Below are 22,228 nucleotides of genomic sequence, written 5' to 3'. Positions count from 1 at the left end.
GGGGAACTGCGCAAAAACGAGGACCGGCCCGCCCCCGAACAGCGACCGCAAGGGGGCACCACCCAGGGGCGCGAGCAACTGCGCACCCCCGAAATACCCGCACAGGAACAAGTACGCCCAGGTGAGACGACCTAAGGGGCGCGAGGAACTGCGCACCCACGAACGGCCCGCACAGGAACAAGCACGCCAAGCACAGGAAACCCAGGGGCGCGAGGAACTGCGCACCCACGAACGGCCCGCACAGGAACAAGTACGCCCAGGTGAGACGACCCAAGGGGCGCGAGGAACTGCGCACCCACGACGTATCGGCACAGGAACAAGTACGCCCAGGTGGGGAACCCAAGGGGCGCGGGGAACTGCGCGAAACCACCGAAGTACCCACACAGGAACAAGCAGGCCAAGCACAGGAAACCCAGGGGCGCGGGGAACTGCGCACCCACGAACGGCCCGCACAGGAACAAGTACGCCCAGGTGAGACGACCCAAGGGGCGCGAGGAACTGCGCACCCACGACGTATCGGCACAGGAACAAGTACGCCCAGGTGGGGAACCCAAGGGGCGCGGGGAACTGCGCACCCACGAACGGCCCGCGCAGGGACAAGTACGTTCACCCGGACGGACCTGGGAAGCGCAAGCGAAGGCGGCCCGCGGGGAACTGCGCACCCCACGAGCGACGGCACAGGGACAAGTACGCCCAGCACAAGAAACCCCGGGACCCGGGCGCCCCGGGAACGCGAAGGGCCCCGTCCTGGGGAGGACGGGGCCGAGGGGTGGGCGGGCGGGAGAGAACCGCTAGCCGGCGAGCAGCTTCCGCACCCGCCCCGCCCCCACCGCAAGCAACAACGTAGGCAACCGCGGCCCCGTGTCCCGCCCGACCAGCAGCCGGTACAGCAGCACGAAGAACTCCCGCTGCGCGGCCTTCAGCTCAGCGGTCGGCTTCGCGTCGGGCGCGAGCCCGGCCAGCACCTTCGGCACCCCGTACACCAGCCCGGTGAGCCCGTCGAGCGACCAGTGCGAGTCGAGCCCGTCGAGGAGCAGCCGCAGCGACTCCCGCCCGCGCTCGTCCAGCGAGCCCAGCAGCTCGGTGTCCGGCTCCTCGCGGACCACGGTCCGCGCCTCGCTCGGCACATACCGCAGCGTCCACGCCTCGGCCTTGTCGAACCGGGGCCGCACCTCGTCCAGCGAACCCAGCGGACGCTCCGGGTCCAGCTCGTCGAGAATCCGCAGCGCCTGGTCGGCATGACCGCCCGTGATGTCCGCGACGGACGCGAGCGTCCGGTACGGCAGCGCGCGCGGCGTCGCGGGCAGCTCACCCGCGGCGGTCCCGACGGCCCGCGCGTACGCCGCCGCGTCGGCGGGCAGCACCGACCCGTCCGCGACCTTCGCGCCGAGCTTGTCCCACTCGTCGTACAGCCGCTGGATCTCCTGGTCGAAGGCGATCTTGAACGACTGGTTCGGGCGGCGGCGCGCGTACAGCCAGCGCAGCAGCTGCGGTTCCATGATCTCCAGCGCGTCGGCGCCGGTGGGCACCCCGCCCTTGCTGGAGGACATCTTCGCCATGCCGGAGATGCCGACGAACGCGTACATCGGCCCGATGGGCTGCTCCCCGCCGAAGATCGGGCCGACGATCTGCCCGCCGACCTGGAACGACGACCCGGGCGAGGAGTGGTCGACGCCCGACGGCTCGAAGATCACGCCCTCGTACGCCCAGCGCATGGGCCAGTCGACCTTCCACACCAGCTTGCCGCGGTTGAACTCGCTGAGCCGCACCGTCTCACCGAAGCCGCACACGTCGCACGTGTACGCCAGTTCGGTGCTGTCGTCGTCGTACGACGTGATGGTGGTGAAGTCCTTCTCGCAGTTGCCGCAGTACGGCTTGTACGGGAAGTACCCGGCGGCCGTGGAGCCGTCGTCCTCACCGGCCGCGCCGGACCCCTCGGCGGCCTCGACCTCGGCCTCGTCCAGCGGCTTCTGCTGCTTCTTCGGCGGCGCCTTCTTGGTGCGGTACTGCCCGAGGATCGCGTCGATGTCGCCGCGGTGGCGCATGGCGTGCAGGATCTGCTCGCGGTACGCGCCGGCGGTGTACTGCCCGGTCTGGCTGATGCCGTCGTACTCGACGCCGAGCTCCGCGAGCGCCTCGGTCATCGCGGCCTTGAAGTGCTCCGACCAGTTGGCGTACGGGGAGCCCTTCGGCGCGGGCACCGAGGTCAGCGGCTTGCCGATGTGCTCGGCCCAGGACTCGTCCACGCCGTCGATCCCGGCGGGCACCTTGCGGTAGCGGTCGTAGTCGTCCCACGACAGCACATGGCGCACGGTCCGGCCCCGGCGGCGGATCTCGTCCGCGACCAGGTGCGGGGTCATGACCTCGCGGAGGTTGCCCAGGTGGATCGGGCCGGACGGGGAGAGACCGGACGCGACGACGACGGGTTTCCCGGGGGCCCGGCGCTCCGACGCCTCGATGACCTCGTCCGCGTAACGGGAGACCCAGTCGGTGGTCTCGTTGCTCTGAGCCACGATCGGCACGTCCTTCTTTCCCAGTGTTGACCCTGCGGCGCCGCCGGTGGGGCGGTCCGCCGTTCCGTCCTCGTACCGTCCGCCCGGCCCGCTCGCACGGCGGGCGGCGGCGTGGTCGGGCGCGGTGGTACGAGAGCGGTCCGCCCCATTCTCCCAGCTACCGCCGCAAGGGCGAAAACGGCTTTTCAGCGGGCGCGGGGCGCGTGGGATACTCGGAGCCTGTAGCCGTGCGCACTCCTCCCGGCCCGGCCGTGGGGCGAGCGGCGGCGGCTGCCCCAGATGCCTTCCAGCACCCGAAGGCACCTTCCGGAACCCGAGCAGAACGGCACCCCTCCATGGCCTCGGTCACGTCCCTTTCCGCTTCCGTCCACCAGCGCCTCGCGGCGGCCCTCCAGGCAGCCCTGCCGGAGTCCGGCGCCGCGGACCCGCTGCTGCGACGAAGCGACCGGGCCGATTTCCAGGCCAACGGCATCCTGGCCCTCGCGAAGAAGGCGAAGGCCAACCCGCGCGAGCTGGCCGGCCGGGTCACGGACGCCGTCCCGGCGGACGACGTGATCCAGGAGATCGAGGTCTCGGGCCCCGGCTTCCTGAACGTCACGGTCACCGACCGCGCGATCACCACGAACCTCGCCGCGCGCTTCGCGGACGACGGCGGCCGTCTCGGCGTGCCGCACGCGGAGCACCCGGGCACCACGGTGATCGACTACGCGCAGCCGAACGTCGCCAAGGAGATGCACGTCGGCCATCTGCGGTCGGCGGTCATCGGTGACGCGGCGGTCCGGCTGATGGAGTTCACCGGCGAGACGGTCGTGCGCCGGCACCACATCGGGGACTGGGGCACCCAGTTCGGGATGCTCATCGAGTACCTGATCGACCACCCGCACGAGCTGGACCACCAGGGCGACGCGACGGAGACGGCCGAGGGCCGGACCGCGATGTCCAACCTGAACCGGCTGTACAAGGCCGCGCGGACGCTCTTCGACTCGGACGAGGACTTCAAGGCGCGCGCCCGCCGCCGGGTGGTCTCGCTCCAGGCGGGCGACCCGGAGACCCGGGCGCTGTGGCAGCGCTTCGTGGACGAGTCGAAGCTCTACTTCTACTCGGTCTTCGAGAAGCTGGACATGGAGATCCGCGACCCCGACGTGGTCGGCGAGTCCGGGTACAACGACATGCTGGACGAGACCTGCCGCATCCTGGAGGAGTCGGGTGTCGCGGTCCGCTCGGAGGGCGCGCTGTGCGTGTTCTTCGACGACGTCAAGGGCCCGGACGGCAACCCCACCCCGCTGATCGTCCGCAAGTCCGACGGCGGCTACGGCTACGCGGCCACCGACCTGTCGGCGATCCGCGACCGGGTGTTCGGCCTCAAGGCGTCCACCCTGCTGTACGTGGTCGACGCCCGGCAGGCCCTGCACTTCAAGATGGTGTTCGAGACGGCCCGCCGCGCGGGCTGGCTGACCGACGACGTCCGCGCGGTGCAGCTCGCCTTCGGCACGGTCCTCGGCGCGGACGGCAAGCCGTTCAAGACCCGTGAGGGCGAGACGGTCCGGCTGGAGGACCTGCTGGACGAGGCGATCGACCGCGCCACGGCCGTCGTCCGCGAGAAGGACACCCTCGGGCAGCTCTCCGAGGAGGACATCACCGAGCGGGGCCGCCAGGTCGGCATCGGCGCGGTGAAGTACGCGGACCTGTCCACGTCCGCGAGCCGTGACTACAAGTTCGACCTCGACCAGATGGTGTCCCTGCACGGCGACACCAGTGTGTATCTCCAGTACGCGTACGCCCGTATCCGTTCGATCCTGCGCAAGGCGGGCGAGGCCAAGCCGGTCGCGCACCCGGAGCTCACGCTGGAGGACGCCGAGCGCGCGCTCGGGCTGCATCTGGACCAGTTCGGCGAGGCGGTCACGGAGGCGGCGAAGGAGTACGCCCCGCACAAGCTGACCGCGTACCTCTACCAGCTCGCGTCGCACTACACGACGTTCTACGACAAGTGCCCGGTCCTCAAGGCGGACACCCCCGAGCAGGTCGGGAACCGGCTGTTCCTCTGCGAGATCACGGCGGCCACCCTGCACCAGGGCATGGAGCTGCTGGGCATCCGGACCCCCGAGCGGCTGTAACCCGGCAGCCACGGAGTACACATTTCACAGGGGGCGCCTCCGGGCGCCCCCTGTGGCGTGCGCGCGGCCTTTCACGCCGGAGCGCGCTCCCCCGTCCGCGCCCTTTCATTTCGGCAGTATTGCCGCGCGTTGCGGTCCTGTGTACGCATTGACGCCGCTTCTTTCCTGTTCGATTTACCGCCCGCTACGGTGTCCCCGCCACAGCGGTACGGCACCCTGGGGCGTGTGGAATTCAGGGGGCCGGCCGTCATCGAATGCGAGGCACGAATTGACTGTGACAGATGAGTTCCTGGGGAACAACGAGACCTATGCGGCGGCGTTCTCCGGGCCCCTCGCCCTCCCCCCGAGGCGCAGGCTGGCGGTCGTGGCGTGCATGGACGCACGCCTCGACATCTTCTCGATCCTGGGCCTGCGCGAGGGCGACGCCCACATCATCCGCAACGCGGGCGGCGCGATCACCGAGGACGCCGTCCGCTCCCTGGTGATCAGCCAGCGGCTGCTGGGCACCCGCCACATCCTCCTCATCCATCACACGGACTGCGGAATGCTCACGTTCACCGATGACGAGTTCAAGACGGACATCCAGCGGGACGTCGGAATGCGTCCGTTCTGGTCCCCGGAATCGTTCACGGATCTGGAGGAGGACGTACGGCAGTCCGTACGCCGCATCAAGGCGAGTCCCTTTATCACTCATAAGAGTGCGCGCGGATTTGTGTTCGATGTGGCGACCGGGAAACTCCACGAAGTGAAGTGAAGTGAAGTAGGTCTGGTGGGTGACGTGATGTGACGTGCACCAGCACGGAGTGATCCGCGCCGAACCCGTGACGTTCAGCGGAACACCTTGCCGAGCCGTCGCAGCCCTTCCCGGATCTCGTCCGGGGTGTGCGTGACGAAGCAGAGGCGCAGGGTCGCCGGGTCCGGGGTGTCGCTGTGGAACGGCGCCCCGGGCACGTACGCCACATCGTGCGCGACGGCCTCCTTCAGCCGGGCCCCCGAGTCCTCACCGTCCGGCAGCCGGGCCCACACGAACATCCCGCCCTCGGGCCGGTTCCACACCGAACCCTCCGGCAGCGCGTCGGCCAGCCCGCCGAGCAGCGCGTCCCGGCGCTCCCCGTACGCGGCGGCGACCGTCCGCACATGGGCGTCCAGGTCCCGGTCCGCGAGATAGCGGGCGGCGGCGAGCTGGTTGACGGTCGGGGTGTGCAGATCGGCGGACTGCTTCGCCACGACACAGGCCCGCCGCAGCGCGCCCGGCGCCCGCAGCCAGCCCAGCCGCAGGCCCGGCGCCATCACCTTCGAGAAACTGCCGAGCAGCACGGTACGGTCGGCCGCCGCCTCCAGCGACGCGATCCACGGCACCCGCTCCCCCTCGAACCGCAGCTCCCCGTACGGATCGTCCTCCACGAGCCACAGCCCGCGCCGCGCCGCCACCTCCGCGACGGCCTCCCGCCGGGCGAGCGGCATCGTCCGGCCGGTCGGGTTCTGGAACGTCGGCACCGAGTAGAACAGCTTCGGCCGGTGCGCGGCGACGAGCCGGTCCAGCGCCCCAGGGTCGACCCCGTCCCCGTCCCCCGGCACGGCCACGATCCGGGCGCCCGCGAACGCGAACGCCTGGATCGCCGCGAGGTAGCACGGCCGCTCCACGAGGACGGTGTCACCCGGGTCTATCAGCGCCCCCGCGAGCAGGGAGAGCCCCTGCTGGGACCCGGTGGTCACCAGCACGTCGTCCGCCCCGGTGGCCAGCCCCCGAACGGTCGTCCGCTCCGCGAGCGCGGCCCGCAGCCCCGGTTCGCCCTCGGTGGTCGCGTACTGGAGCGCCCGCCCGGAGCTCTCCGCGAGCACGTCGCGGAACGCGGCGGCGACGCCCTCGTGGTCGAACAGCTCCGGCGCGGGGAGCCCGCCCGCGAAGTTCACGACCTCGGGCCGCGAGGTCACGGCGAGGATGTCCCGCACGGGTGAGCCGCCCGTCCGGGCGACCCGCGCGGCCAGGGCAGGCGGTTCCACGACGTTCCGCACGGTGACTCCTGAGGTTACGGGGGCCCGTCCGGCCCCGGCGGCTGTGCCGGGCACCCTAACGAGACGCATGCCACCTACACCCACCGTTCCGCGATCCGGACGATCGGGTCCACGCCGAAGGGGGGTGGATGCGGACGTGATGCGGGTGCCCGGAAAGTCGGCGCCCCGCTTCGTCCCCGTCGATACGATCTCCCCCGTCCTGGCAGTCCTGGCAGTCCTGGCAGTCCTGGAGGAGCAGACGTGACACAGCAGAACGCTGACGAGCGGCCCGGGGTCGCGGCGGCCATCATCGTGCACGACAACCGAGTGCTGTTGGTGCGGCGTCGGGTCAGTGAGGGCCGACTCTCCTGGCAGTTCCCCGCCGGGAAGGTCGAGCCCGGTGAATCACGCGAGGACGCGGCCGTACGGGAGACCCTTGAGGAGACCGGGCTGAAGGTGAAGGCCCTCAAACCGCTCGGCGAGCGCGTCCATCCGGCGACCGGACGGCTGATGTCCTACACGGTGTGTGAGGTCGTCAGCGGTACAGCGCATGTCGCGGACGCCGATGAGCTGGACGCGTTCGCCTGGGTCACCCATGACGAGATTCCCCAGTACGTCCCGTACGGACTGTTCGAGCCCGTACAGCAACACTTGGACGCTGCACTGGGCTGACCCGGCCCCCGATCCGGACGATCGGGTCCACACCGAAGGGGACAGGACCGCGTCAGGGCACCTTCCACTCGCACCACACGGCCTTGCCGCTTCCGCTCCCGTCCGGGTCCCGGTCCACACCCCAGGCGTCACTCGACGCGGCGACGAGCATCAGCCCCCGCCCCGACTCGTCCGGCACCCCCTCTCCCACACACGGCACCCCCGCGCCCCCGTCCCGCACCTCGACGCGCAACACCGCCCCGTCGTACCCGGCCCGCAGCCAGAACCCGTCGTCGCGCGGAGCGCCGTGCAGCAGCGCGTTGGTGGCCAGTTCGCTCACACACAGGACCACGGCCCCGTGGAGCCCGGAAAGCTCCCACTCACGGAGCAACGCCCGCGCGAACTCCCGCGCCGCACGGACGGATTGCAGCTCACCCAGGAAGAACTTCGATCGGGTGAGGCTCAGTTGAGTTGACTCGTTCACATGGCAAAGCTTGCGGAGCGTGATTACCGTGGTGCAGTGAGTCGCCCCGTACCGCTGTCAAGTACGGGGTGGGACAAAGGAGTCCGGGCTGCCAGTGAAAGTTGGGACCTCATGAGCCCCAGGAAACGTGCCAAGAACACCACATCGATGAAGATGCTCGGCCAGCAGGTGGCCGGGGCCCGCGTCGCCGCAGGCTACACACAGCGGACCCTCGCGGGGGAAGTGGGCCTCGACGAGGAGACGATCGCCTCGATCGAACAGGGCCGCCGTCCCCTGAAGCCGGACATCGCGGAACTGCTGGACCGCACCCTCGACACCAAGGGCCTGCTGTTCATCGGCGTGGACAACCTCCCCGAGATCGACCAGTTCCCCATGTGGGCCGAGCAGTACATGGCCCATGAGCGGGAGGCCGTGACGCTGTCCTGGTACGACAACCAGGTACTCCCGGGCCTGCTCCAGACCCAGAAGTACGCGAACACGGTTCTGCGTAACAGGATTCCGGCCTACGAGGAGTCCGAGATCGAGACGAAGACGGCTGGCCGAATGGAGCGCCAGCAGATACTCCACCGGAAGAACCCTCCGACGGTCAGCTTCGTGATCTGGGAACCGGTGCTGCGCCTCTCGCTGGGCGACCCGGCCATGCACAAGGGGCAGCTCAGCCATCTGCTGGAGTGCTCGCGGCTCCCCACCGTGGCACTCCAGTTCATGCCGATGGACAGCCCCTCACATGCTGGACTGAATGGGCCATTCACACTGCTGGAGACGCCAGACCACCAGCACCTCGCCTACGCGGAGACTCAGCGTGGAAGCCAGTGGATCTCCGACCCGGAGACGGTGTCCATCCTCACTCGCAAATATGCGATGCTGCGGACTCAGGCCCTCTCCGTCGAGAGGTCCCGGGACCTTCTGGACGATCTCCTGGGGGATCAATGAGCACCGCACGTCAGTGGTTCAAGTCGAGCTACAGCGGCGACGAAGGCGGCCAGTGCCTTGAGACCGCCTACTCATGGCACAAGTCGAGTTACAGCGGTAGCGAAGGCGGCGCCTGCGTCGAGATAGCCGCCTGCCCGGACACGATCCACGTCCGTGACTCGAAGAACCCCATCGGCCCGGAACTGGCGGTCGCGCCCAGCACGTGGGCGGCGTTCACCACGTACGCGGCCGAAGGCTGAACCGCGCAGCCGTACATCGTCCGAAAGGACATGGTTGGCAACCCGTCGCGACGCCGTCACAGTCGAAGCAGACAGGCGGCGTCGTCGGACGGAGTGGCCATGACCACGGAACGCGACTGGTTCAAGTCGACCCACAGCGGCGACGAAGGCGGCGAATGCCTCGAAGCGTCGTACACGTGGTTCAGGTCGAGCCACAGCGGCGACCAGGGCGGGCAGTGCGTGGAGACCGCGTACCGCTGGCACAGGTCCACGTACAGCGGTAGCGAAGGCGGGCAGTGCGTGGAGGTCGCCGCATGTCCCGCAACCGTCCACGTCCGTGACTCCAAGAACACCACCGGCCCGGAACTGGCGCTCGCACCCACCACCTGGGCGGCGTTCACCACGTACGCGGCAACAGGACCCGCCCGAGGACGATGACCAGCGAGCATGCCGACCGGTACCGGACCGCGCGAGGTACGGGACCGTCCACCCCGTACACCCTGGACCAGGGGATCGACTGGTCTGAGTACCGACTCGACAAGCGGTTCGAGCAGGTGCGGGCGGACGCGGAGCTGGCCGCGCTCTTCGGCTGTGAGCCCGGGGAGCGGCTGCTCGCCCGGCACTTCGTGTTCCACGACAACGACCAGCCCACCCAGATGAGCACCAGCTACGTGCGCTGGTCGGACGTGGCCGGCACACCCGTCGCGGACCCCATCAACGAACCCTGGCCGGGCGGCACCCGGGCGCAGCTCGCGACCTTGGGGATCAGCGTGAAGCAGGTCACCGAGTCGTTCACGGCGGCCATGCCGACGGAGCACGAAGCGGCGGTCCTGCGTATCGGCGCGGGTGTTCCGGTTCTGCGATACACCCGGCGCCATATCGCGGACACCGGCCGCGTCGTGGAGGTCGCTCACCCGATCGTCCGGCGCGGCGACACCACCGTCGTGGACTTCGTGATCGACCTGGACGACTGAACGGGCACCCGGGCCGGGTCGCACCGACGCCCAGCCCGTCAGCCCTCGTGCCGCGACGGCACCCGCGTGTAGCGGCGTACGACCGGCTCCAGGTAGTCCGCGTGCGGACCGGCCAGGCCGTCCAGGTCGTCCGGGGTGCGGACCAACGCGAGCGCGTCCAGCTCGGGTTCACGGCCCTGGGCGCGTTCCACCGGCTCATCGTCATGACGTACGCCGTCCCGGCCATTGCCGAACCGGCCCGCAGGCTTCGCGTCCTCGCGGGCGGTTAGAGTCCGGGCTGTGAACGAGCATGAGGCGAAGATGGCCCACCCCCGTATGGCAGCGGGCGCCCTCTTCTTCGACGAAGCCGGTCGTGTCCTGCTTGTCGAGCCGTCCTACAAGGACCATCTGGACGTTCCGGGTGGATATGTCGAGCGGAACGAGTCGCCCCTGCAAGCCTGTGTGCGCGAGGTCCGCGAGGAGTTGGCCATCACACCGCGTATCGGCCGGCTGCTCGTGGTCGACTGGGCGCCCAGCCCCGGGGAGGGGGACAAGGTGCTCTACCTCTTCGACGGGGGCCTGCTCGGCGTGGATCACCGCCGCCGGATCAGGCTTCAGGCCGACGAGCTGCGCGGCTACGGCTTCCACCACGCCGAACGGTTGCCGGAGCTCACCGTCCCCCGCCTCGTGCGCAGGATCAACGCCGGGTTCCAGGCTCGCGCGAGCGGCCTGACCGCGTATCTGGAACACGGTGAGGCGCCCGAAGCCGTATCGGGCAGCAAACGGCGCCGGTGAACTTCATGGGCCCCGCCCGAGGCCGTCCCACCGCGACTTGTCACGGTGCAAGGGTCGACGTGCCGCTGGGGTTCTCGGGGTCGCCGTAGCCGGTCAGGGCGAGGAAGTCGGCCTCGACGGGGGTCAGGTCCGCGATCAGGGCGTCGAGCGGGTAGGTGGCGACGAAGCGGGCCCGGGTGCTGGTGACGAGCAGGACCGCGAGGGGCTCTTCACCGGGCATGGGGAGACCCGGGTGGATGTCGCCGCCCCAGTACATGACCGGCGCTTCGGTGCCGGGGTGCGCGAAGCGGCCCGCACCGGCCAGCATCAGGAGGTCGGTCCGGGTGCGGGTCTCCTCGCCGTGGTAGTCGTACAGATAGACCTCAAGCGCCTCGTCACGGTGGCGGAGCAGGTCGTCGCCCCGTGCGGCGCGGGCGGCGAGCAGTTGCTGGGGGGTCTTGTCCCGGTCGGCGCGGATTCCGGCCACCGCCTGCGGGTAGTGGGCGGCGAGCGCGGTCATGTCCCAGTCGGGGTCGGCGCCGTCGACGGCCCACCCCGCGTACATCGCGGACGGGTTCTCGATGATGCCGAGGCCGGGCAGGGGTGTGCGCAGCCACGCGTCGAAGCCGTCGCGCGACATCGGTATCCGTGTCGCCAGCATGAACGAACGAGCGCCCATCGGGTGCCTCCTCGGGGCAACGGCGCGGGACCTGACCGGTGTCCGCCCGGCAAACCGGTATCCGGCCCGGAAGGCATCGGGTGCCCCGCACGATAGCCCCGCCCACCGACACCGCCTCGGCTCGCGCGCTTCCGCGCGTTGGCGGAGGCTCGGCGGGGGGTGGTTGGATGCGGGACGTTCGCGCACGCGGGCGGGTGTGTACGTACCGCCGCGTCCACGTACGCCTCGCACCCGGCCAGGGCTGTGCGCGTCGCCGGTGGCTCAAGGAGGGGGCATGCGTTGTCCATGCATATGGTCGAGGACCTGGTCGCGGACTCGGTGCGGGTCCTGGACGGCCATGCCGGGCCGGACGATCCACGGGTGCGGGACCGGTTCGCGGCGCTGTACGGGTTCCAGGGCGGGTACGACTGCTCGTTCACACACTTCCGGGTGATGGACATCCTGCTGCGGCGCGGGTTCACGTACCGCTTCCCGGTCGAGCGGCACCCCGACCACGCCGAGCGGAGCGCGTACTTCGGCGGCCTGACGGAGTTCACCGGTCTGCGCACGTTCGACGAGGACGCGCCCGGCTTCGACGGCTACGCATCCTGGCTGGAGGACGGCTACGTCGACCCGCCGTTCCTCTACTGCGACGCGGGCACCGCGCTGTGGCGGCGCATGGCCGACGCCGGTGAACTCCACGGACCCGACGCCGTCCCGCCGCGCCGGACCCCGCTGATCGACGTGGTCCGTGAGATCGCCGTCGCCGCCGAGAAGGAGCGGGACCACGATCTGATCGGCCTCTGGTACGCGTTCGGCTGCGAGACCCTGGTGGGCGGCCCGGCCGGGTGCCCCTCCGATGTCGGGGAGCTCGCGGAGATGCCCGCCGTACGGGATCTGCGGGCCGTGGTCCGCCGCACCGGCGCGCTGTCCGTCGCACGGCGGTCGCCGTACGCGGTCCCCGTGGAGTTCGCCGGTCACCATGAGCTCGAAGCCTGGTGGTGGGAGCTCTAGGGACACCCGGGCCGCCGGGCCGGAGGGGGCGGCGAGGGCGGGGGATGCGGATGCCGGGGCGACCGGCGCCGACCGCCTCCGTCAGCCCGCCGCGCCTGCCTCTGCCTCTGCCCCTGCCTCTGCCCCTGCGACCTCTACCGTCGGGTCCACGTCGGCCGCGACCAGATGGTGGTCCGAGTACGCGCTGGGGTGGACGTCGTGTTCGAGCGAGGTGATGCCCCGCAGGAACACGTAGTCGAACTTGCTCTGCCAGTCGGTGGTCACCCCGCAGACGCCCTCGCCGGTGGGCTCGGGACGGCAGCGGGGGTCCGTGTCCTCGGCGAGCGTCCAGATCCCGGTGAGCTCGGGCGACTGCGGCACCGCGTTGAAGTCCCCGAGGACGACCGCGCGCTCGTGCTTGGCGACCTCCTTGGCGAGCACCCCGGTCTGGCCCGCCCGTATCGCCTCCTGGCGGCGCTGGGCGAGGTGTGTGTTGAAGACCCGGACGGGCTGGCCGCCCACCATCGTGGTGACCGCTATGTACCCGCGGTCCTCGGAACCGCCGTCGGGGTACTCCACGGCGACGCGGTCCTCCATCGGCGCCGCCGAGAGGATCGCCTGGCCGAAGCCGCCCGGACTCCACGGCACCCCGCCGCAACGGCCCCGGTGCTGGAGCACCGCGCCGTACTCGACGTGGTAGACCAGCCCGTAAAGGCTCTCCAGATAGTCGCGGATCCTTCTGACGTCACCCTCGCAGGCTTCCTGAAGACCGATGACCTGGGGCGCGTACGTGGCTATCTCCGCCGCCCGGTCGAGGTCGCTCACGTCGCAGGGGTTGCAGAGGTTCCACGTCATGACCCGGTTCGGGACGACCTCCCCGGCGGCCCCGTCCGGCAGCGGCCTGGCGACGAGGGCACCGCTCGGCGCACTGGGCCCGAGGAGCATCACACAGGCCACCGCCATGGCGCCCGCGAGCACCTGCGCACCTCTTCCGAACACGATCGCCTCCCCCGGTGCGGACACCCATGGCGTCCGGCGTCTCCCCTGACGAGACTAAGGGACGGGCTGTCAGCACCACGTATGGTGCACCGGATCTCGCCCCGCCCGCCCGGCCCGCCGCCGGACGTGACGCGGCGCCGACACACGGGCGCCCAAACCCGGCCGAACGGCACTTGATCGATCCGGGGCGACGGTCGACAGCTTCGTCCTCGGTCCGCCCGGCAGCGCGCTATCGGCGCTGCTTGTTCCTCTTGGCCTGGCCGCGCCAGTAGTCGAGTCCGACCCGGGCGGTCCGTAGATGCGGGTGGTTCTCGCTCAGCACCCGTGTCATGTGCTCCAGCAGGTCGGTGAGGGCTTGCGCGGCCCCGGCCGCGTCCCCGGCCAGCCCGCGCATGCTGGCGAGGTTCCCCCGGGTGATGAGCGTGTCCGGGTGATCTTCACCAAGAACCCGGACACGATCGGCCAGTAACCCGGCGAAAGCATCCACGGCCCCGGCCACGTCTCCCGCCTGCCCGCGCCAAGCGGCAAGGTTGTTCCGGGTGGTGAAGGTGTCGGGGTGGTCTTCACCCAGCACACGCACCATGCGCTTCAGCAGATCGGCGAAGGCCGCCGCCGCTCCGGCCGCGTCCCCCGCCTCCCCCCGCATGGAGGCGAGGTTCCCCTGGGTGATGAGGGTGTCGGGGTGGTCTACGCCCAAGTCCCGGGCACGGTCGGTCAGCAGCGCGGCGAAAGCATCCACGGCCCCGGCCGCGCCCCCCGCCTGACCTCGCCAAGCGGCGAGGTTGTTCCGGGTGGTGACCGTCGCGGGGTGATCTTCACCCAGTACCCGGACCCGGTCGGCCAGCAGTGCGGCGAAGGCCTCCGCCGCTCCGGCCGCGTCCCCCGTCTCCCCGCGCATCCTGGCAAGGTGGCTTCGGGTGGTGAAGGTGTCGGGGTGATCTTCACCCAGCACACGCACCATGCGCTTCAGCAGATCGGCGAAGGCCGCCGCCGCTCCGGCCGCGTCCCCCGCCTCCCCCCGCATCCGGGCGAGGTTCCCCTGAATGGCGAGGGTGCCCCGGTGAACCGGGCCAAAGAGCCGGACGTGATCGGCCAGCAACTCGGCGAAGGTCTCCGCCGCTCCGGCCGCGTCCCCCGCCTGACCTCGCCAGAAGGCGAAATCGTTACGGGCGCCGAATGCGGCGGGGTGGTCCGCGCCGAAGTGGTGGCGGATGGTCCCGGCAAGGTGCTGGTAGTGGTCGCGAGCCGCGACCAACTGGCCGTTCGATCCGTAGCTGTAGCCCGTACGGAACAGCACCGCGTGCACGTCCGGCCGGTGGAGGGCGTCCTCGGCACAGCCGGCGAGAGCGATGGCGTTGGCACGCAGGGTCTGGGCGAAACCGGTGTCGCGTTCGATGGCGGGCCAGGCAGCGATGAGCGCGTCACCTGCGGTGCGTGCGATGCGGTCGAACCGCTCGGCGGTCAGGGTGTCGCAGGTGGCGCGCTGGATGAGCTGGTGGACGCGGACGGCCTGGTGCGGGGTTTCGGGGGTGTGGTCGAGGAGGCTGAGCCGGTGCAGGGCCCGCAGGGCGTGGACCGCGTCCCGAACGGATACCGGGCCTCCTTGCCCGGTGGTGTCCGGGGTAGCGAGGTGGGCCAGGACCGGCGGGCTGGTGAGTACGTCGTGGGGGATGCCGTTCGCGTCCAGCATGGCGACCAGTTGGAGCATGGGACGGGCCAGGCCGACGGGGCGCAGGGTGTCGGCGCGGTCGACGGAGAGGGACCAGGCGGCTGCCAGGGGAAGGGCCTGGTCGTCGGGCAGGGCGTCGGGAGCCGTGTCGGTGAGGGTGGTGGTGCGGTCGGCGAGGAGTTCCCGGTAGGTGGCCACGGTGTCGCCGGTGTCGATGAGGTAGGCGGCGGCCTGCGCGAGCGCCAGGGGAAGGTGTCCCAGCTCGCAGACCAGGGCGTCCAGTTGGTCGGCGGGCTCGGTGCGGCCGTGGGCGGCGAGGGAGGTCGTGAGGTAGGTGAGGGCTTCCCTCTTGCTGAACACGCCGACCTGGATAGGGCGGCGGCCGTCCCCGGCGAGAGCGGCGTCCCGTCGGCGGGTGGTGATCAGAGTGCGGCCGTGTCCGCCTGCCGGGGGCCACAGTCCGCGCAGGTCGGCGGGGTCGGTGACATCGTCCAGGACGATCAGCCACCGGCACGGCCGCGTCCCGGCCTTGGGGGTGAGCCAGGCCAGGAAGGAACGCGCGGCCCGCTCCGGATCACCCGGATCGGCCCGGCACAGCTCGACACCGGCCTGCGCGTACCCGGCCACGACGGCCTCCCGGGTACTCGCGGTGACCCACACCAGCACGTCCAGACCGCCGTACTCCCACGCGGTACTGGCGTAGTCGGCGGCGAGCTGGGTCTTCCCCACCCCGCCCATACCGGTCAGGACCTGGGACAGCACAGCCGTACCGCCACCGTCGATCCTCGTGGCCAACTGATCCACCGCACCACGATGCTGGAACGAGCGCGCCCGGAGCGGGATGACACCGACCTGGTGCGGCCACGGAGCAGGTTCCTGGGGCGCGCGCTGAACCACGTTCAAGGTGTCGATGTGCATATGACCGGTGCTGGCGACTCCGCCGTCGGTGGCGTTCGCGTCCCCGGTACCGGACACGCTCACCGGACCCCCGGGCGCCTGTCCGGTCCCCGGTGCCGGGCCGCGAAAGCCGGTCACGGCCGTACTGCCGGAGGCCGCCACGGCTTCGCCGGTACCGGACACCGTGACCTCCGGGGCACCGGCGGAGGCGTCAGGCCGAGTGCTTCTGCCCGGGCCACGCGGTCGTTCCCTCTTCACATCTGCTCCCCCCGGCAGGCCGCTCAGGTGTAGTCGATACCGGTGACCGCGCTGCTGCCCGCGCCGGACGCGGTGGCGTTCCCGGTGTCCTCCGCCTTCGCCGCTCTGCCGCCACGGCCCTGCGGACGCCGGATACCCGTGACGGCCGTCCCGCCGCCGCTCGCGTCCGCCGTCCCGGTGCGGGTCGCCGAGTCGTCCGGGCCGTCCCCCGACCGCTGGAACAGTGCCCAGACCAGGGCCATCACACCGGCACCGGCCTGCACGGAGGCGCCGACCAGCTGTCCCGCGCCGGGGCCGTCCAGCAGCCAGATCAACGGCGTGGAGACCACTCCCGCCGCCCCCAGCACAATGACCGTGACCTTCCACGCTCGTGTCACGCCGATCCCCCCTGCTCCAGCGGCACGCCCGTCGACCGCCGACAGGCCGCCCGCGGTCCACTATCCCAGCGATGCCGCGCCGTCGCACAACACATGGGCCCTGCGGGGGCGTTCGGGGGTGTCATCGCGCCGGACCCAGGAGGGCGACCGCTCCGCAGAGTCCGTACAGCCCGGAAGGACTGTCGTTCCTGGTGCACCCTCCGGACCGATGCCCTGAGCACGGCCTCACGATGCCGTCGGACCGGGTGGGGCCGACGGCACGTCACCCCGTGCAGGACACTGGTGATGCCGCACGGCTCCCGCTCCGGCTCACCGCGCCGACCGGCCCCGGGACGGATCCCCGGAATTCCCCGACGTTCCCTCAGATTCCCCTACAACCCTCGCCCCCCTTCGGAAGTCCCTCTTACGCCGAACACCCGTGCGCCTCAGGGACCCCGCCGATACCGGGCGGTACCCCGGGCGCACGTGGGCGGACGGCCACTTCGACGACGGGCGACGCCCGCACGAATGACCCGGACGCCCGAGAGGGCGTCCCCACCGCAGGAGATCCGTATGCACCAGCGCATAAGACCCGCCCTCGCGACGGCCGCCGTGGCCGCACTGACGGGCGGGCTCCTCACCTTCGCGGCCGGCCCCGCTGCCGCCGCTCCTGTCGCCGCCTCCGACGCGGACTTCAACAAGGACGGCTACGCGGACGTCGCCGTCTCCGCCAGCCGGGCCACCGTCGCGGGCAAGGCCGCCGCAGGACAGGTCGTCATCATCTACGGCGGCCGCTCGGACACCCGCAAGGTCGCGATCAGCCAGAACACCGCCGGGGTCCCCGGTACGGCCGAGAAGGAAGACTTCTTCGGCGGCGACACGACGTACGGCGACTTCGACAACGACGGTTACGACGACCTCGCCATCGGCGCCCTGGGCGAGGACATGGGCAGCGACAAGGACGGCGGCACCCTCATCATCATGTGGGGCTCCGCCTCGGGCCTCAAGAAGGGCTCCACCGTCGCCGACCCGCGCCCCACCAAGCACGACCACTTCGCCATGGGTTTGGAGGCGGCCGACTTCAACAAGGACGGGAAGGACGATCTGGCGATCTCCTCCCGCGGCTCCGCCACCATCGACATCCTGCGCGGCGGCTTCAACCGCTCGGCCAAGCCCGCCGGCCGCTACACCGTCACTCCGGCGATCCAGGACGGCCAGGACACCGGGGTCAGCAATCTGCACTCCGGCGACGCCAACGGCGACGGCCGCGAGGACCTGCTCGTCAACGGGTACTCCACTCGCGACGGGTACAACGCCAACTACTGGCTGCCCGGTTCGTCGCGCGGAGCCACCACCTCCGGCGCCCAGAAGCTCCCGGCAGGCCTGATCACCGATGTCGGCGACACGGACAACGACGGTATCCAGGACATCGTCCTGGGCATCCACTGGGACAACGGCATCGCGGGTGCCGCGCTGGGCGGCAAGGTGATCATCGCCAAGGGCACGCGCTCGGGCCCGGCGCACGGGGCGCGGCAGTCGTTCACCCAGAACACCAGCGGGGTCCCCGGCGGCAGCGAGAAGCAGGACGCCTTCGGCGGCGAGCTGGATCTCGGGGACGTCAACGGCGACAAGCGGCTCGACCTGGTCATCGGCGCGGCTGGTGAGGATCTGGCGGGCGGCAAGGACCAGGGCACGGTCACCGTCCTGTACGGCGCGGCCAACGGTTCCGGCATCAGCACGGCGGGCGCCCGCGTCCTCAACCAGGACACGACGGGCGTCCCGAACCACTCCGAGACCAAGGACTGGTTCGGCTCGGAGGTCCATGTGGACGACCTCAACGGTGACCGCCGCGGCGACGTGATCGTCGGAGCGCCGGGCGAGGACGGCGGCAACGGCGCGGTGTTCACCCTGCGCTCCCAGGCCAACGGGACGCTGACGTCCCCCGCCGGTATCTATGTGACCACCGTGGGCATTTCGACGGCCGGTTCCCCCTGGCTGGGCACCAACTTCTCCGACTGAGCCTCCGACCGGTCGCACCGCCGACCGGGGACCGGTGACCGGGTCCAGTCACCGGACTCCGATCGAGCAGTCCGACGCGCGCCTACCGCTTCTTCCCGCCCGGGACCGGGTCAGGAATCGAAGCGGTGGCGCGCGTCCTCGATATGACCGAGGTTCTGGTGGGTCCAGCCGCACATCGCGTCGACCGTGGCGCGCAGGCCCCGGCCCGGCCCGGTCAGGGTGTACTCGACCCGCGGCGGCACGGTCGGGTGGACCTTCCGGTGGACCAGGCCGTTGCGTTCCAGCATGCGCAGGTTCTGGGTGAGCATCTTGTGACTGATGCCCTCGACCTCGTTCCGCAGCTCGCTGAAGCGCAGCGTGCCGTCACCGAGCGCCTCGATGATCAGGAGCGCCCACTTGTTGGCCACGTCCGAGAAGATCTCCCGCGCCAGGGAGTCCGCGCGCCGCAGGTCCGCGTCCTCGGGCAGTCCCTTGAGCTGTTGCTTGGTCACCATCAGGTTCCCCAGTCACCGAAAAGTGCGTTCTTCCAGGTCAAGGCTCACTCTCCTATGGTTTCCGAGTAACCACAAGAGAGCGAAGGAAGGACGGACGCCATGTCCACTCCCGATGTCTTCCACCACCGCTTCCCGGCCGAGGACGACTTCGGCTACGCGCAGGCGATCAGGTCCGGCGCGCTGATCCATGTCTCCGGACAGCTCGCGTTCGACGCGGCGGGCGCGTTCGCGCACGCGGACGACTTCCCCGCCCAGCTCCGCCGCACCCACGTCAACCTGGACAGGGTCCTGGACCACTACGGCGCCACCCGGAACCAGGTCGTCTCCCAGACCTTGTACGTGGTGGACCTCCGCCACCACGCGACGGAGATGGCGGACGGCAACCGCGCGTACTTCGGCACCCACCACCCGGCCAGCACGGCCGTCGGCGTCGCCGAACTGACCTTCCCGGGGCAGCTCGTGGAGATCAGCGCGGTCGTGGACCTGGGGTTGCCCGCTTGACGGGGTGGGCGCCCGCTCGATGGGGTGGGCGCCCGCTCGACTGACGGGTGCGGGGCGGCGGGCCGGGCGGGCGACCTGATACCTCGCGGGCCGGGCGGTCCGGTGCGGCGGGGGACGGGAGGGCTTCCGGGGGGGGCATCCGGGGGGCCGTCCGTCCGCCGCGTCCCGGTCCGGAGCGGACTCAGTCCCGGTAGTGGTCGGCGACGGCGGCGAACGCGGCCTTCGGCTCCCAGGACAGACCCGGGTAGGTGTCGCCGTGGCGGTCCTCGAAGACCTTGACGATGCCGAGGCTGGCGAGGTCGAGGTCGTCGCGAGGATCACCGTCCGGCCGGTGGGGCAGGTTGTACAGGGCGAAGAGGAAGACGAAGGCGCTGTCGACGCCCTCGCTGTCGAAGATCTCCAGCAGTTCGCCCAGATAGGCCGCTTGGCCGGCCTCGTCGCGCTCGTACGCTCCGGCCAGCCGCAGCGGGGCGCCGGTCGCCCGGTCGGTTTCGAGGATCTCCATGCTGCGGGGTGCGACGTCACCCGCGCCGCGCCAGGTGGCGGTGCCGAAGCCGGTGATGGCGACGGGTCCGGGCTGTGCGACGAGGCTGCGCACGGCGTCCCGGAACCGGTCGGCCACCTCCGCGGTACGGATGAGTTCGAAGGTCCTGAAGTCGAACAGGTCCCAGTCGACGGCCTCGAACTGGATGGCGGCGTAGGTGACCTTGCCGTGGAAGCGTGCGCGGACCACCGCCGCGGCCTCGCGCAGGAAGGCGTTGAGACGGGCACCGGCCGCGGCGATCCGCTCGGGCCGGCGGGCCGGGTCGCCCAGCAGCCAGGCGAGCCGCTCCTCGGTGCCGTCACCTTCGAGGAACCCGTGGTTCATGACGCTCAGTTCGGCGCCGGTGACGAACACGACCTCGGCCCCCGTCGCCCGGAGCCGTTCGGCGCGCTCCGCGCAGTCGGCCAGCAGGACGAGGATCTCGTCGGTCGTCAGCTCCAGCGGGTAGGGCGAGAACCAGACCTCCAGCCCGAACCCGGCGGCGAGGCGGGCCGCCAGCTCCAGCCGGTCCGGGTCGCCGCCGGTCAGGTGGACGGCGGTGCAGTGGAGATCGTCGCGGATGACGGTCAGCTCCTTCTCGACCGGACCGGGGTCGAAGTGCTCCCGGGAGCTGGTGCCGCCGCGGAGGAAGCCGGTGTCGTAGCAGATGCCCTTGGCTCGCACGCGTGTGTCCTTTCCGGAGGAGGGCCCGAGAGTAGAAGCAAATATTGCGTGCACGCAAGTTTGCGTGCGCGCACTCCGGCTGGGATGCTGCGGGTATGACGACACGGCGGACCGGGCTGCGCGAGGAGAAGAAGCGGGCCACCCGGGTGGCCCTGCGCGAGGCGGCACTCCGGCTGGCCCTCGAACACGGACCCGCCGATGTCCGCGTCGACGACATCGCCGAGGCGGCCGGGGTCTCGCCGAGGACCTACAACAACTACTTCTCCAGTCGCGAACAGGCGATCGTCGCCGCCGTCACCGCCGGACGGGAGTCCCGGATCGCCGCGGCCGTGTCCGCCCGGCCCGCCCACGTCCGCCTCGCCGACGCCCTGGCCGACGCGATCCTGGAGCAGTACACCGAACCGCGTGACCACGACGAGCTGCTGCTGATCACCGCCAGTCCCGCGCTGCGCGACGCGTTCCTCGACGCCGCCGCGGCGATCGAGCACCCCCTCGCCACCGCGATCGACCAGCGCCTCGGCCACCCGGACCCACCCGCCCCCCGCGTCCTCGCGGCCGGTGTGGCCGCCGCGGTCCGGATCGCGCTCCAGCAGTGGCTCCGGCCTCCGGCCGCGCCCTTCGCGAGCGGCGGGCTCGTCGTACCGTCGGGCTCACTGCCGGACCTGCTCCGCGCCGCGCTCGCCGCACTCGAACCCGCGCTCGACGCCGCCGAGGAACAGGCGCGGCAGCGCTCGCGCGGCTGAGTCCGTCCCGCCGGCGCACAGCGCGCCCCGCCGTCCGGCCACGCAGCCGCCCCGCTCGCCGGGAAGCCCGCGTCACCCGGCACCACCCAATGGAGCGTCCCGGCGGGGTAGTTCACTCGTCCGGACCCAGCGCGTCCAGGATCAGGTCGAGGCCGAAGGCGAACTCGTCGGCGTAGTCGTAGCCGGGTTTGAGTACGTGCTCGGTGGCGATCTCCGCGAGGTGGGGGTAGGCGTCGGCGGGCATCTCGCGCAGGATCGCGCCCGCGACCTCGTCCAGCTCCGCCGGACCGCTGAACGGCAGGCTGAGTTCCTGCATGACGAAGCCGTAGAGATAGCTGTCGATCAGCGAGACGGCGTGCGCGGCCATCGGGACGGAGAAGCCGCCCCCGCGCAGGGTTCCGAGGACGGCGTCGTGGTGGCGCAGGGTCGACGGGCCGGGCCGCTTGCGGGAGTCCATCAGGGCGACGGCCCAGGGGTGGCGGCGGAGCGCGGCACGAGCGGAGCACGTCCGGTGGCGGACGGCGCTCCTCCAGTCCATGTCGCGGGGCGGCAGGTCGATCTCGCCGAACACCACGTCCACCATGCCGTCCAGGATGTCCTCCCGGCCCGCGACATGGTGGTAGAGCGACATCGCCTGGACGCCCAGCGGTTCCGCGACGGCCCGCATGCTGAGCGCGGCGGTGCCCTTCCCGTCCGCCACCGCCACCGCCGTACGGATCACACTCGCGCGGCTGAGCGGTGCGCGGGGTGTGCCTGATGTGCCTGACGTACGTGGTGCGCGAGGCGTGCGCGGTGACGT

Annotated in this window: 23 protein-coding genes; 12 read left to right on the top strand and 11 right to left on the bottom strand. The window is 71.0% G+C overall.

Features of this window, described 5'->3' with window-relative positions; translation table 11 throughout:
• Window positions 1–791: 791 nt before the first annotated feature.
• A complete protein-coding gene (gene lysS, locus OG711_RS22800) occupies window positions 792–2,522 on the bottom strand; it encodes a lysine--tRNA ligase (protein ID WP_329560223.1) in 1,731 nt (576 codons plus the stop codon).
• Window positions 2,523–2,848: 326 nt separating this feature from the next.
• Between lysS and argS the strand changes: the two genes are divergently transcribed.
• Both argS and OG711_RS22790 read left to right on the top strand, forming a co-directional pair.
• Window positions 2,849–4,627, top strand: coding sequence for an arginine--tRNA ligase (gene argS / locus OG711_RS22795; protein ID WP_329560222.1), 1,779 nt, complete (start codon window positions 2,849–2,851; stop codon window positions 4,625–4,627).
• Window positions 4,628–4,895: 268 nt separating this feature from the next.
• On the top strand, window positions 4,896–5,381 hold the full coding sequence (locus OG711_RS22790; RefSeq protein WP_329560221.1) for a beta-class carbonic anhydrase: 486 nt from the start codon (window positions 4,896–4,898) through the stop codon (window positions 5,379–5,381).
• Between the two features lie 74 nt (window positions 5,382–5,455).
• On the opposite strand, the gene OG711_RS22785 is transcribed toward OG711_RS22790, so the two are convergent.
• On the bottom strand, window positions 5,456–6,712 hold the full coding sequence (locus OG711_RS22785) for an aminotransferase-like domain-containing protein (RefSeq protein ID WP_405673992.1): 1,257 nt from the start codon (window positions 6,710–6,712) through the stop codon (window positions 5,456–5,458).
• Window positions 6,713–6,883: 171 nt separating this feature from the next.
• On the opposite strand from OG711_RS22785, the gene OG711_RS22780 reads away from it, so the two are divergent.
• Window positions 6,884–7,294 carry an NUDIX hydrolase gene (locus OG711_RS22780; RefSeq protein ID WP_073793025.1) on the top strand — a complete coding sequence of 137 codons (411 nt, stop codon included), beginning with the start codon at window positions 6,884–6,886 and terminating at the stop codon, window positions 7,292–7,294.
• 52 nt (window positions 7,295–7,346) lie between these two features.
• Here OG711_RS22780 and OG711_RS22775 read toward each other — a convergent pair whose 3' ends face one another.
• Window positions 7,347–7,757, bottom strand: coding sequence for an ATP-binding protein (locus OG711_RS22775; RefSeq protein WP_329560219.1), 411 nt, complete (start codon window positions 7,755–7,757; stop codon window positions 7,347–7,349).
• Between the two features lie 111 nt (window positions 7,758–7,868).
• On the opposite strand from OG711_RS22775, the gene OG711_RS22770 reads away from it, so the two are divergent.
• The 4 genes from OG711_RS22770 to OG711_RS22755 all read left to right on the top strand — a co-directional run bounded on the left by OG711_RS22770 (window position 7,869) and on the right by OG711_RS22755 (window position 9,882).
• Window positions 7,869–8,690 (top strand): helix-turn-helix domain-containing protein, encoded by an 822-nt coding sequence (locus tag OG711_RS22770; protein WP_329560218.1) that lies wholly within the window; start codon window positions 7,869–7,871, stop codon window positions 8,688–8,690.
• The gene (locus OG711_RS22765; RefSeq protein WP_329560217.1) at window positions 8,687–8,929 is read left to right on the top strand and encodes a DUF397 domain-containing protein; all 243 of its coding nucleotides are present in this window, start codon (window positions 8,687–8,689) and stop codon (window positions 8,927–8,929) included. The genes OG711_RS22770 and OG711_RS22765 overlap by 4 nt, the downstream gene beginning before the upstream one ends.
• Before the next feature lie 99 nt (window positions 8,930–9,028).
• Window positions 9,029–9,346: a DUF397 domain-containing protein gene (locus tag OG711_RS22760; protein ID WP_329560216.1), complete on the top strand. Its 318-nt coding sequence runs from the start codon at window positions 9,029–9,031 to the stop codon at window positions 9,344–9,346.
• On the top strand, window positions 9,343–9,882 hold the full coding sequence (locus tag OG711_RS22755; protein ID WP_329560215.1) for a UTRA domain-containing protein: 540 nt from the start codon (window positions 9,343–9,345) through the stop codon (window positions 9,880–9,882). The genes OG711_RS22760 and OG711_RS22755 overlap by 4 nt, the downstream gene beginning before the upstream one ends.
• Before the next feature lie 38 nt (window positions 9,883–9,920).
• On the opposite strand, the gene OG711_RS22750 is transcribed toward OG711_RS22755, so the two are convergent.
• Window positions 9,921–10,073 (bottom strand): hypothetical protein, encoded by a 153-nt coding sequence (locus OG711_RS22750; RefSeq protein WP_329560214.1) that lies wholly within the window; start codon window positions 10,071–10,073, stop codon window positions 9,921–9,923.
• Between the two features lie 109 nt (window positions 10,074–10,182).
• Here OG711_RS22750 and OG711_RS22745 point away from each other — a divergent pair, with 109 nt between their 5' ends.
• The gene (locus OG711_RS22745; protein WP_073793030.1) at window positions 10,183–10,656 is read left to right on the top strand and encodes an NUDIX domain-containing protein; all 474 of its coding nucleotides are present in this window, start codon (window positions 10,183–10,185) and stop codon (window positions 10,654–10,656) included.
• Between the two features lie 40 nt (window positions 10,657–10,696).
• On the opposite strand, the gene OG711_RS22740 is transcribed toward OG711_RS22745, so the two are convergent.
• Entirely contained in the window at window positions 10,697–11,314 is a 618-nt protein-coding gene (locus tag OG711_RS22740; RefSeq protein WP_329560213.1) for a hypothetical protein, read from the bottom strand.
• Window positions 11,315–11,599: 285 nt separating this feature from the next.
• Here OG711_RS22740 and OG711_RS22735 point away from each other — a divergent pair, with 285 nt between their 5' ends.
• Window positions 11,600–12,307, top strand: coding sequence for a hypothetical protein (locus tag OG711_RS22735; RefSeq protein WP_329563969.1), 708 nt, complete (start codon window positions 11,600–11,602; stop codon window positions 12,305–12,307).
• Window positions 12,308–12,388: 81 nt separating this feature from the next.
• Here the strand turns inward: OG711_RS22735 and OG711_RS22730 are convergent, their stop codons facing one another.
• From OG711_RS22730 to OG711_RS22720, 3 genes are all read right to left on the bottom strand, one after another.
• Window positions 12,389–13,249, bottom strand: a complete 861-nt coding sequence (locus OG711_RS22730) for an endonuclease/exonuclease/phosphatase family protein (RefSeq protein ID WP_329563967.1) — start codon at window positions 13,247–13,249, stop codon at window positions 12,389–12,391.
• Between the two features lie 265 nt (window positions 13,250–13,514).
• Window positions 13,515–15,935 carry a tetratricopeptide repeat protein gene (locus OG711_RS22725; RefSeq protein WP_329560212.1) on the bottom strand — a complete coding sequence of 807 codons (2,421 nt, stop codon included), beginning with the start codon at window positions 15,933–15,935 and terminating at the stop codon, window positions 13,515–13,517.
• Between the two features lie 197 nt (window positions 15,936–16,132).
• The gene (locus OG711_RS22720) at window positions 16,133–16,486 is read right to left on the bottom strand and encodes a hypothetical protein (RefSeq protein WP_329560211.1); all 354 of its coding nucleotides are present in this window, start codon (window positions 16,484–16,486) and stop codon (window positions 16,133–16,135) included.
• 552 nt (window positions 16,487–17,038) lie between these two features.
• On the opposite strand from OG711_RS22720, the gene OG711_RS22715 reads away from it, so the two are divergent.
• Window positions 17,039–18,484: an FG-GAP and VCBS repeat-containing protein gene (locus OG711_RS22715; RefSeq protein ID WP_329560210.1), complete on the top strand. Its 1,446-nt coding sequence runs from the start codon at window positions 17,039–17,041 to the stop codon at window positions 18,482–18,484.
• A 110-nt stretch (window positions 18,485–18,594) separates the two neighbouring features.
• Here the strand turns inward: OG711_RS22715 and OG711_RS22710 are convergent, their stop codons facing one another.
• Window positions 18,595–18,978 carry a winged helix-turn-helix transcriptional regulator gene (locus tag OG711_RS22710; RefSeq protein ID WP_073793035.1) on the bottom strand — a complete coding sequence of 128 codons (384 nt, stop codon included), beginning with the start codon at window positions 18,976–18,978 and terminating at the stop codon, window positions 18,595–18,597.
• 99 nt (window positions 18,979–19,077) lie between these two features.
• Here OG711_RS22710 and OG711_RS22705 point away from each other — a divergent pair, with 99 nt between their 5' ends.
• Window positions 19,078–19,479 (top strand): RidA family protein, encoded by a 402-nt coding sequence (locus tag OG711_RS22705; protein WP_073793036.1) that lies wholly within the window; start codon window positions 19,078–19,080, stop codon window positions 19,477–19,479.
• Window positions 19,480–19,660: 181 nt separating this feature from the next.
• Here the strand turns inward: OG711_RS22705 and OG711_RS22700 are convergent, their stop codons facing one another.
• Complete coding sequence (locus OG711_RS22700; protein WP_329560209.1) at window positions 19,661–20,686, bottom strand: hypothetical protein; 1,026 nt, start codon at window positions 20,684–20,686, stop codon at window positions 19,661–19,663.
• A 95-nt stretch (window positions 20,687–20,781) separates the two neighbouring features.
• Between OG711_RS22700 and OG711_RS22695 the strand changes: the two genes are divergently transcribed.
• Entirely contained in the window at window positions 20,782–21,429 is a 648-nt protein-coding gene (locus tag OG711_RS22695) for a TetR/AcrR family transcriptional regulator (RefSeq protein WP_329560208.1), read from the top strand.
• A gap of 112 nt (window positions 21,430–21,541) precedes the next feature.
• Here the strand turns inward: OG711_RS22695 and OG711_RS22690 are convergent, their stop codons facing one another.
• On the bottom strand, window positions 21,542–22,135 hold the full coding sequence (locus OG711_RS22690; RefSeq protein ID WP_329563965.1) for a TetR/AcrR family transcriptional regulator C-terminal domain-containing protein: 594 nt from the start codon (window positions 22,133–22,135) through the stop codon (window positions 21,542–21,544).
• Between the last annotated feature and the right edge of the window lie 93 nt (window positions 22,136–22,228).

The sequence above is a fragment of the Streptomyces uncialis genome, assembly GCF_036250755.1.
Lineage (GTDB): Bacteria > Actinomycetota > Actinomycetes > Streptomycetales > Streptomycetaceae > Streptomyces > Streptomyces uncialis.
The sequence above is the reverse complement of the archived record's forward strand: the minus strand, read 5'-3'. Positions and strand labels throughout refer to the sequence as shown.

What these genes read in the sequence shown, in the direction of transcription:
- OG711_RS22745 (WP_073793030.1), top strand. Translation starts at nt 10,183, where the DNA reads ATGGCCCACCCCCGTATGGCAGCGGGCGCCCTCTTCTTCGACGAAGCC.
- OG711_RS22765 (WP_329560217.1), top strand. Translation starts at nt 8,687, where the DNA reads ATGAGCACCGCACGTCAGTGGTTCAAGTCGAGCTACAGCGGCGACGAA.
- OG711_RS22715 (WP_329560210.1), top strand. Translation starts at nt 17,039, where the DNA reads ATGCACCAGCGCATAAGACCCGCCCTCGCGACGGCCGCCGTGGCCGCA.
- OG711_RS22730 (WP_329563967.1), bottom strand. Translation starts at nt 13,249, where the DNA reads ATGGCGGTGGCCTGTGTGATGCTCCTCGGGCCCAGTGCGCCGAGCGGT.
- OG711_RS22710 (WP_073793035.1), bottom strand. Translation starts at nt 18,978, where the DNA reads ATGGTGACCAAGCAACAGCTCAAGGGACTGCCCGAGGACGCGGACCTG.
- OG711_RS22755 (WP_329560215.1), top strand. Translation starts at nt 9,343, where the DNA reads ATGACCAGCGAGCATGCCGACCGGTACCGGACCGCGCGAGGTACGGGA.
- OG711_RS22740 (WP_329560213.1), bottom strand. Translation starts at nt 11,314, where the DNA reads ATGGGCGCTCGTTCGTTCATGCTGGCGACACGGATACCGATGTCGCGC.
- OG711_RS22760 (WP_329560216.1), top strand. Translation starts at nt 9,029, where the DNA reads ATGACCACGGAACGCGACTGGTTCAAGTCGACCCACAGCGGCGACGAA.
- OG711_RS22770 (WP_329560218.1), top strand. Translation starts at nt 7,869, where the DNA reads ATGAGCCCCAGGAAACGTGCCAAGAACACCACATCGATGAAGATGCTC.
- argS (WP_329560222.1), top strand. Translation starts at nt 2,849, where the DNA reads ATGGCCTCGGTCACGTCCCTTTCCGCTTCCGTCCACCAGCGCCTCGCG.
- OG711_RS22695 (WP_329560208.1), top strand. Translation starts at nt 20,782, where the DNA reads ATGACGACACGGCGGACCGGGCTGCGCGAGGAGAAGAAGCGGGCCACC.
- OG711_RS22735 (WP_329563969.1), top strand. Translation starts at nt 11,600, where the DNA reads ATGCATATGGTCGAGGACCTGGTCGCGGACTCGGTGCGGGTCCTGGAC.
- OG711_RS22785 (WP_405673992.1), bottom strand. Translation starts at nt 6,712, where the DNA reads ATGCGTCTCGTTAGGGTGCCCGGCACAGCCGCCGGGGCCGGACGGGCC.
- OG711_RS22705 (WP_073793036.1), top strand. Translation starts at nt 19,078, where the DNA reads ATGTCCACTCCCGATGTCTTCCACCACCGCTTCCCGGCCGAGGACGAC.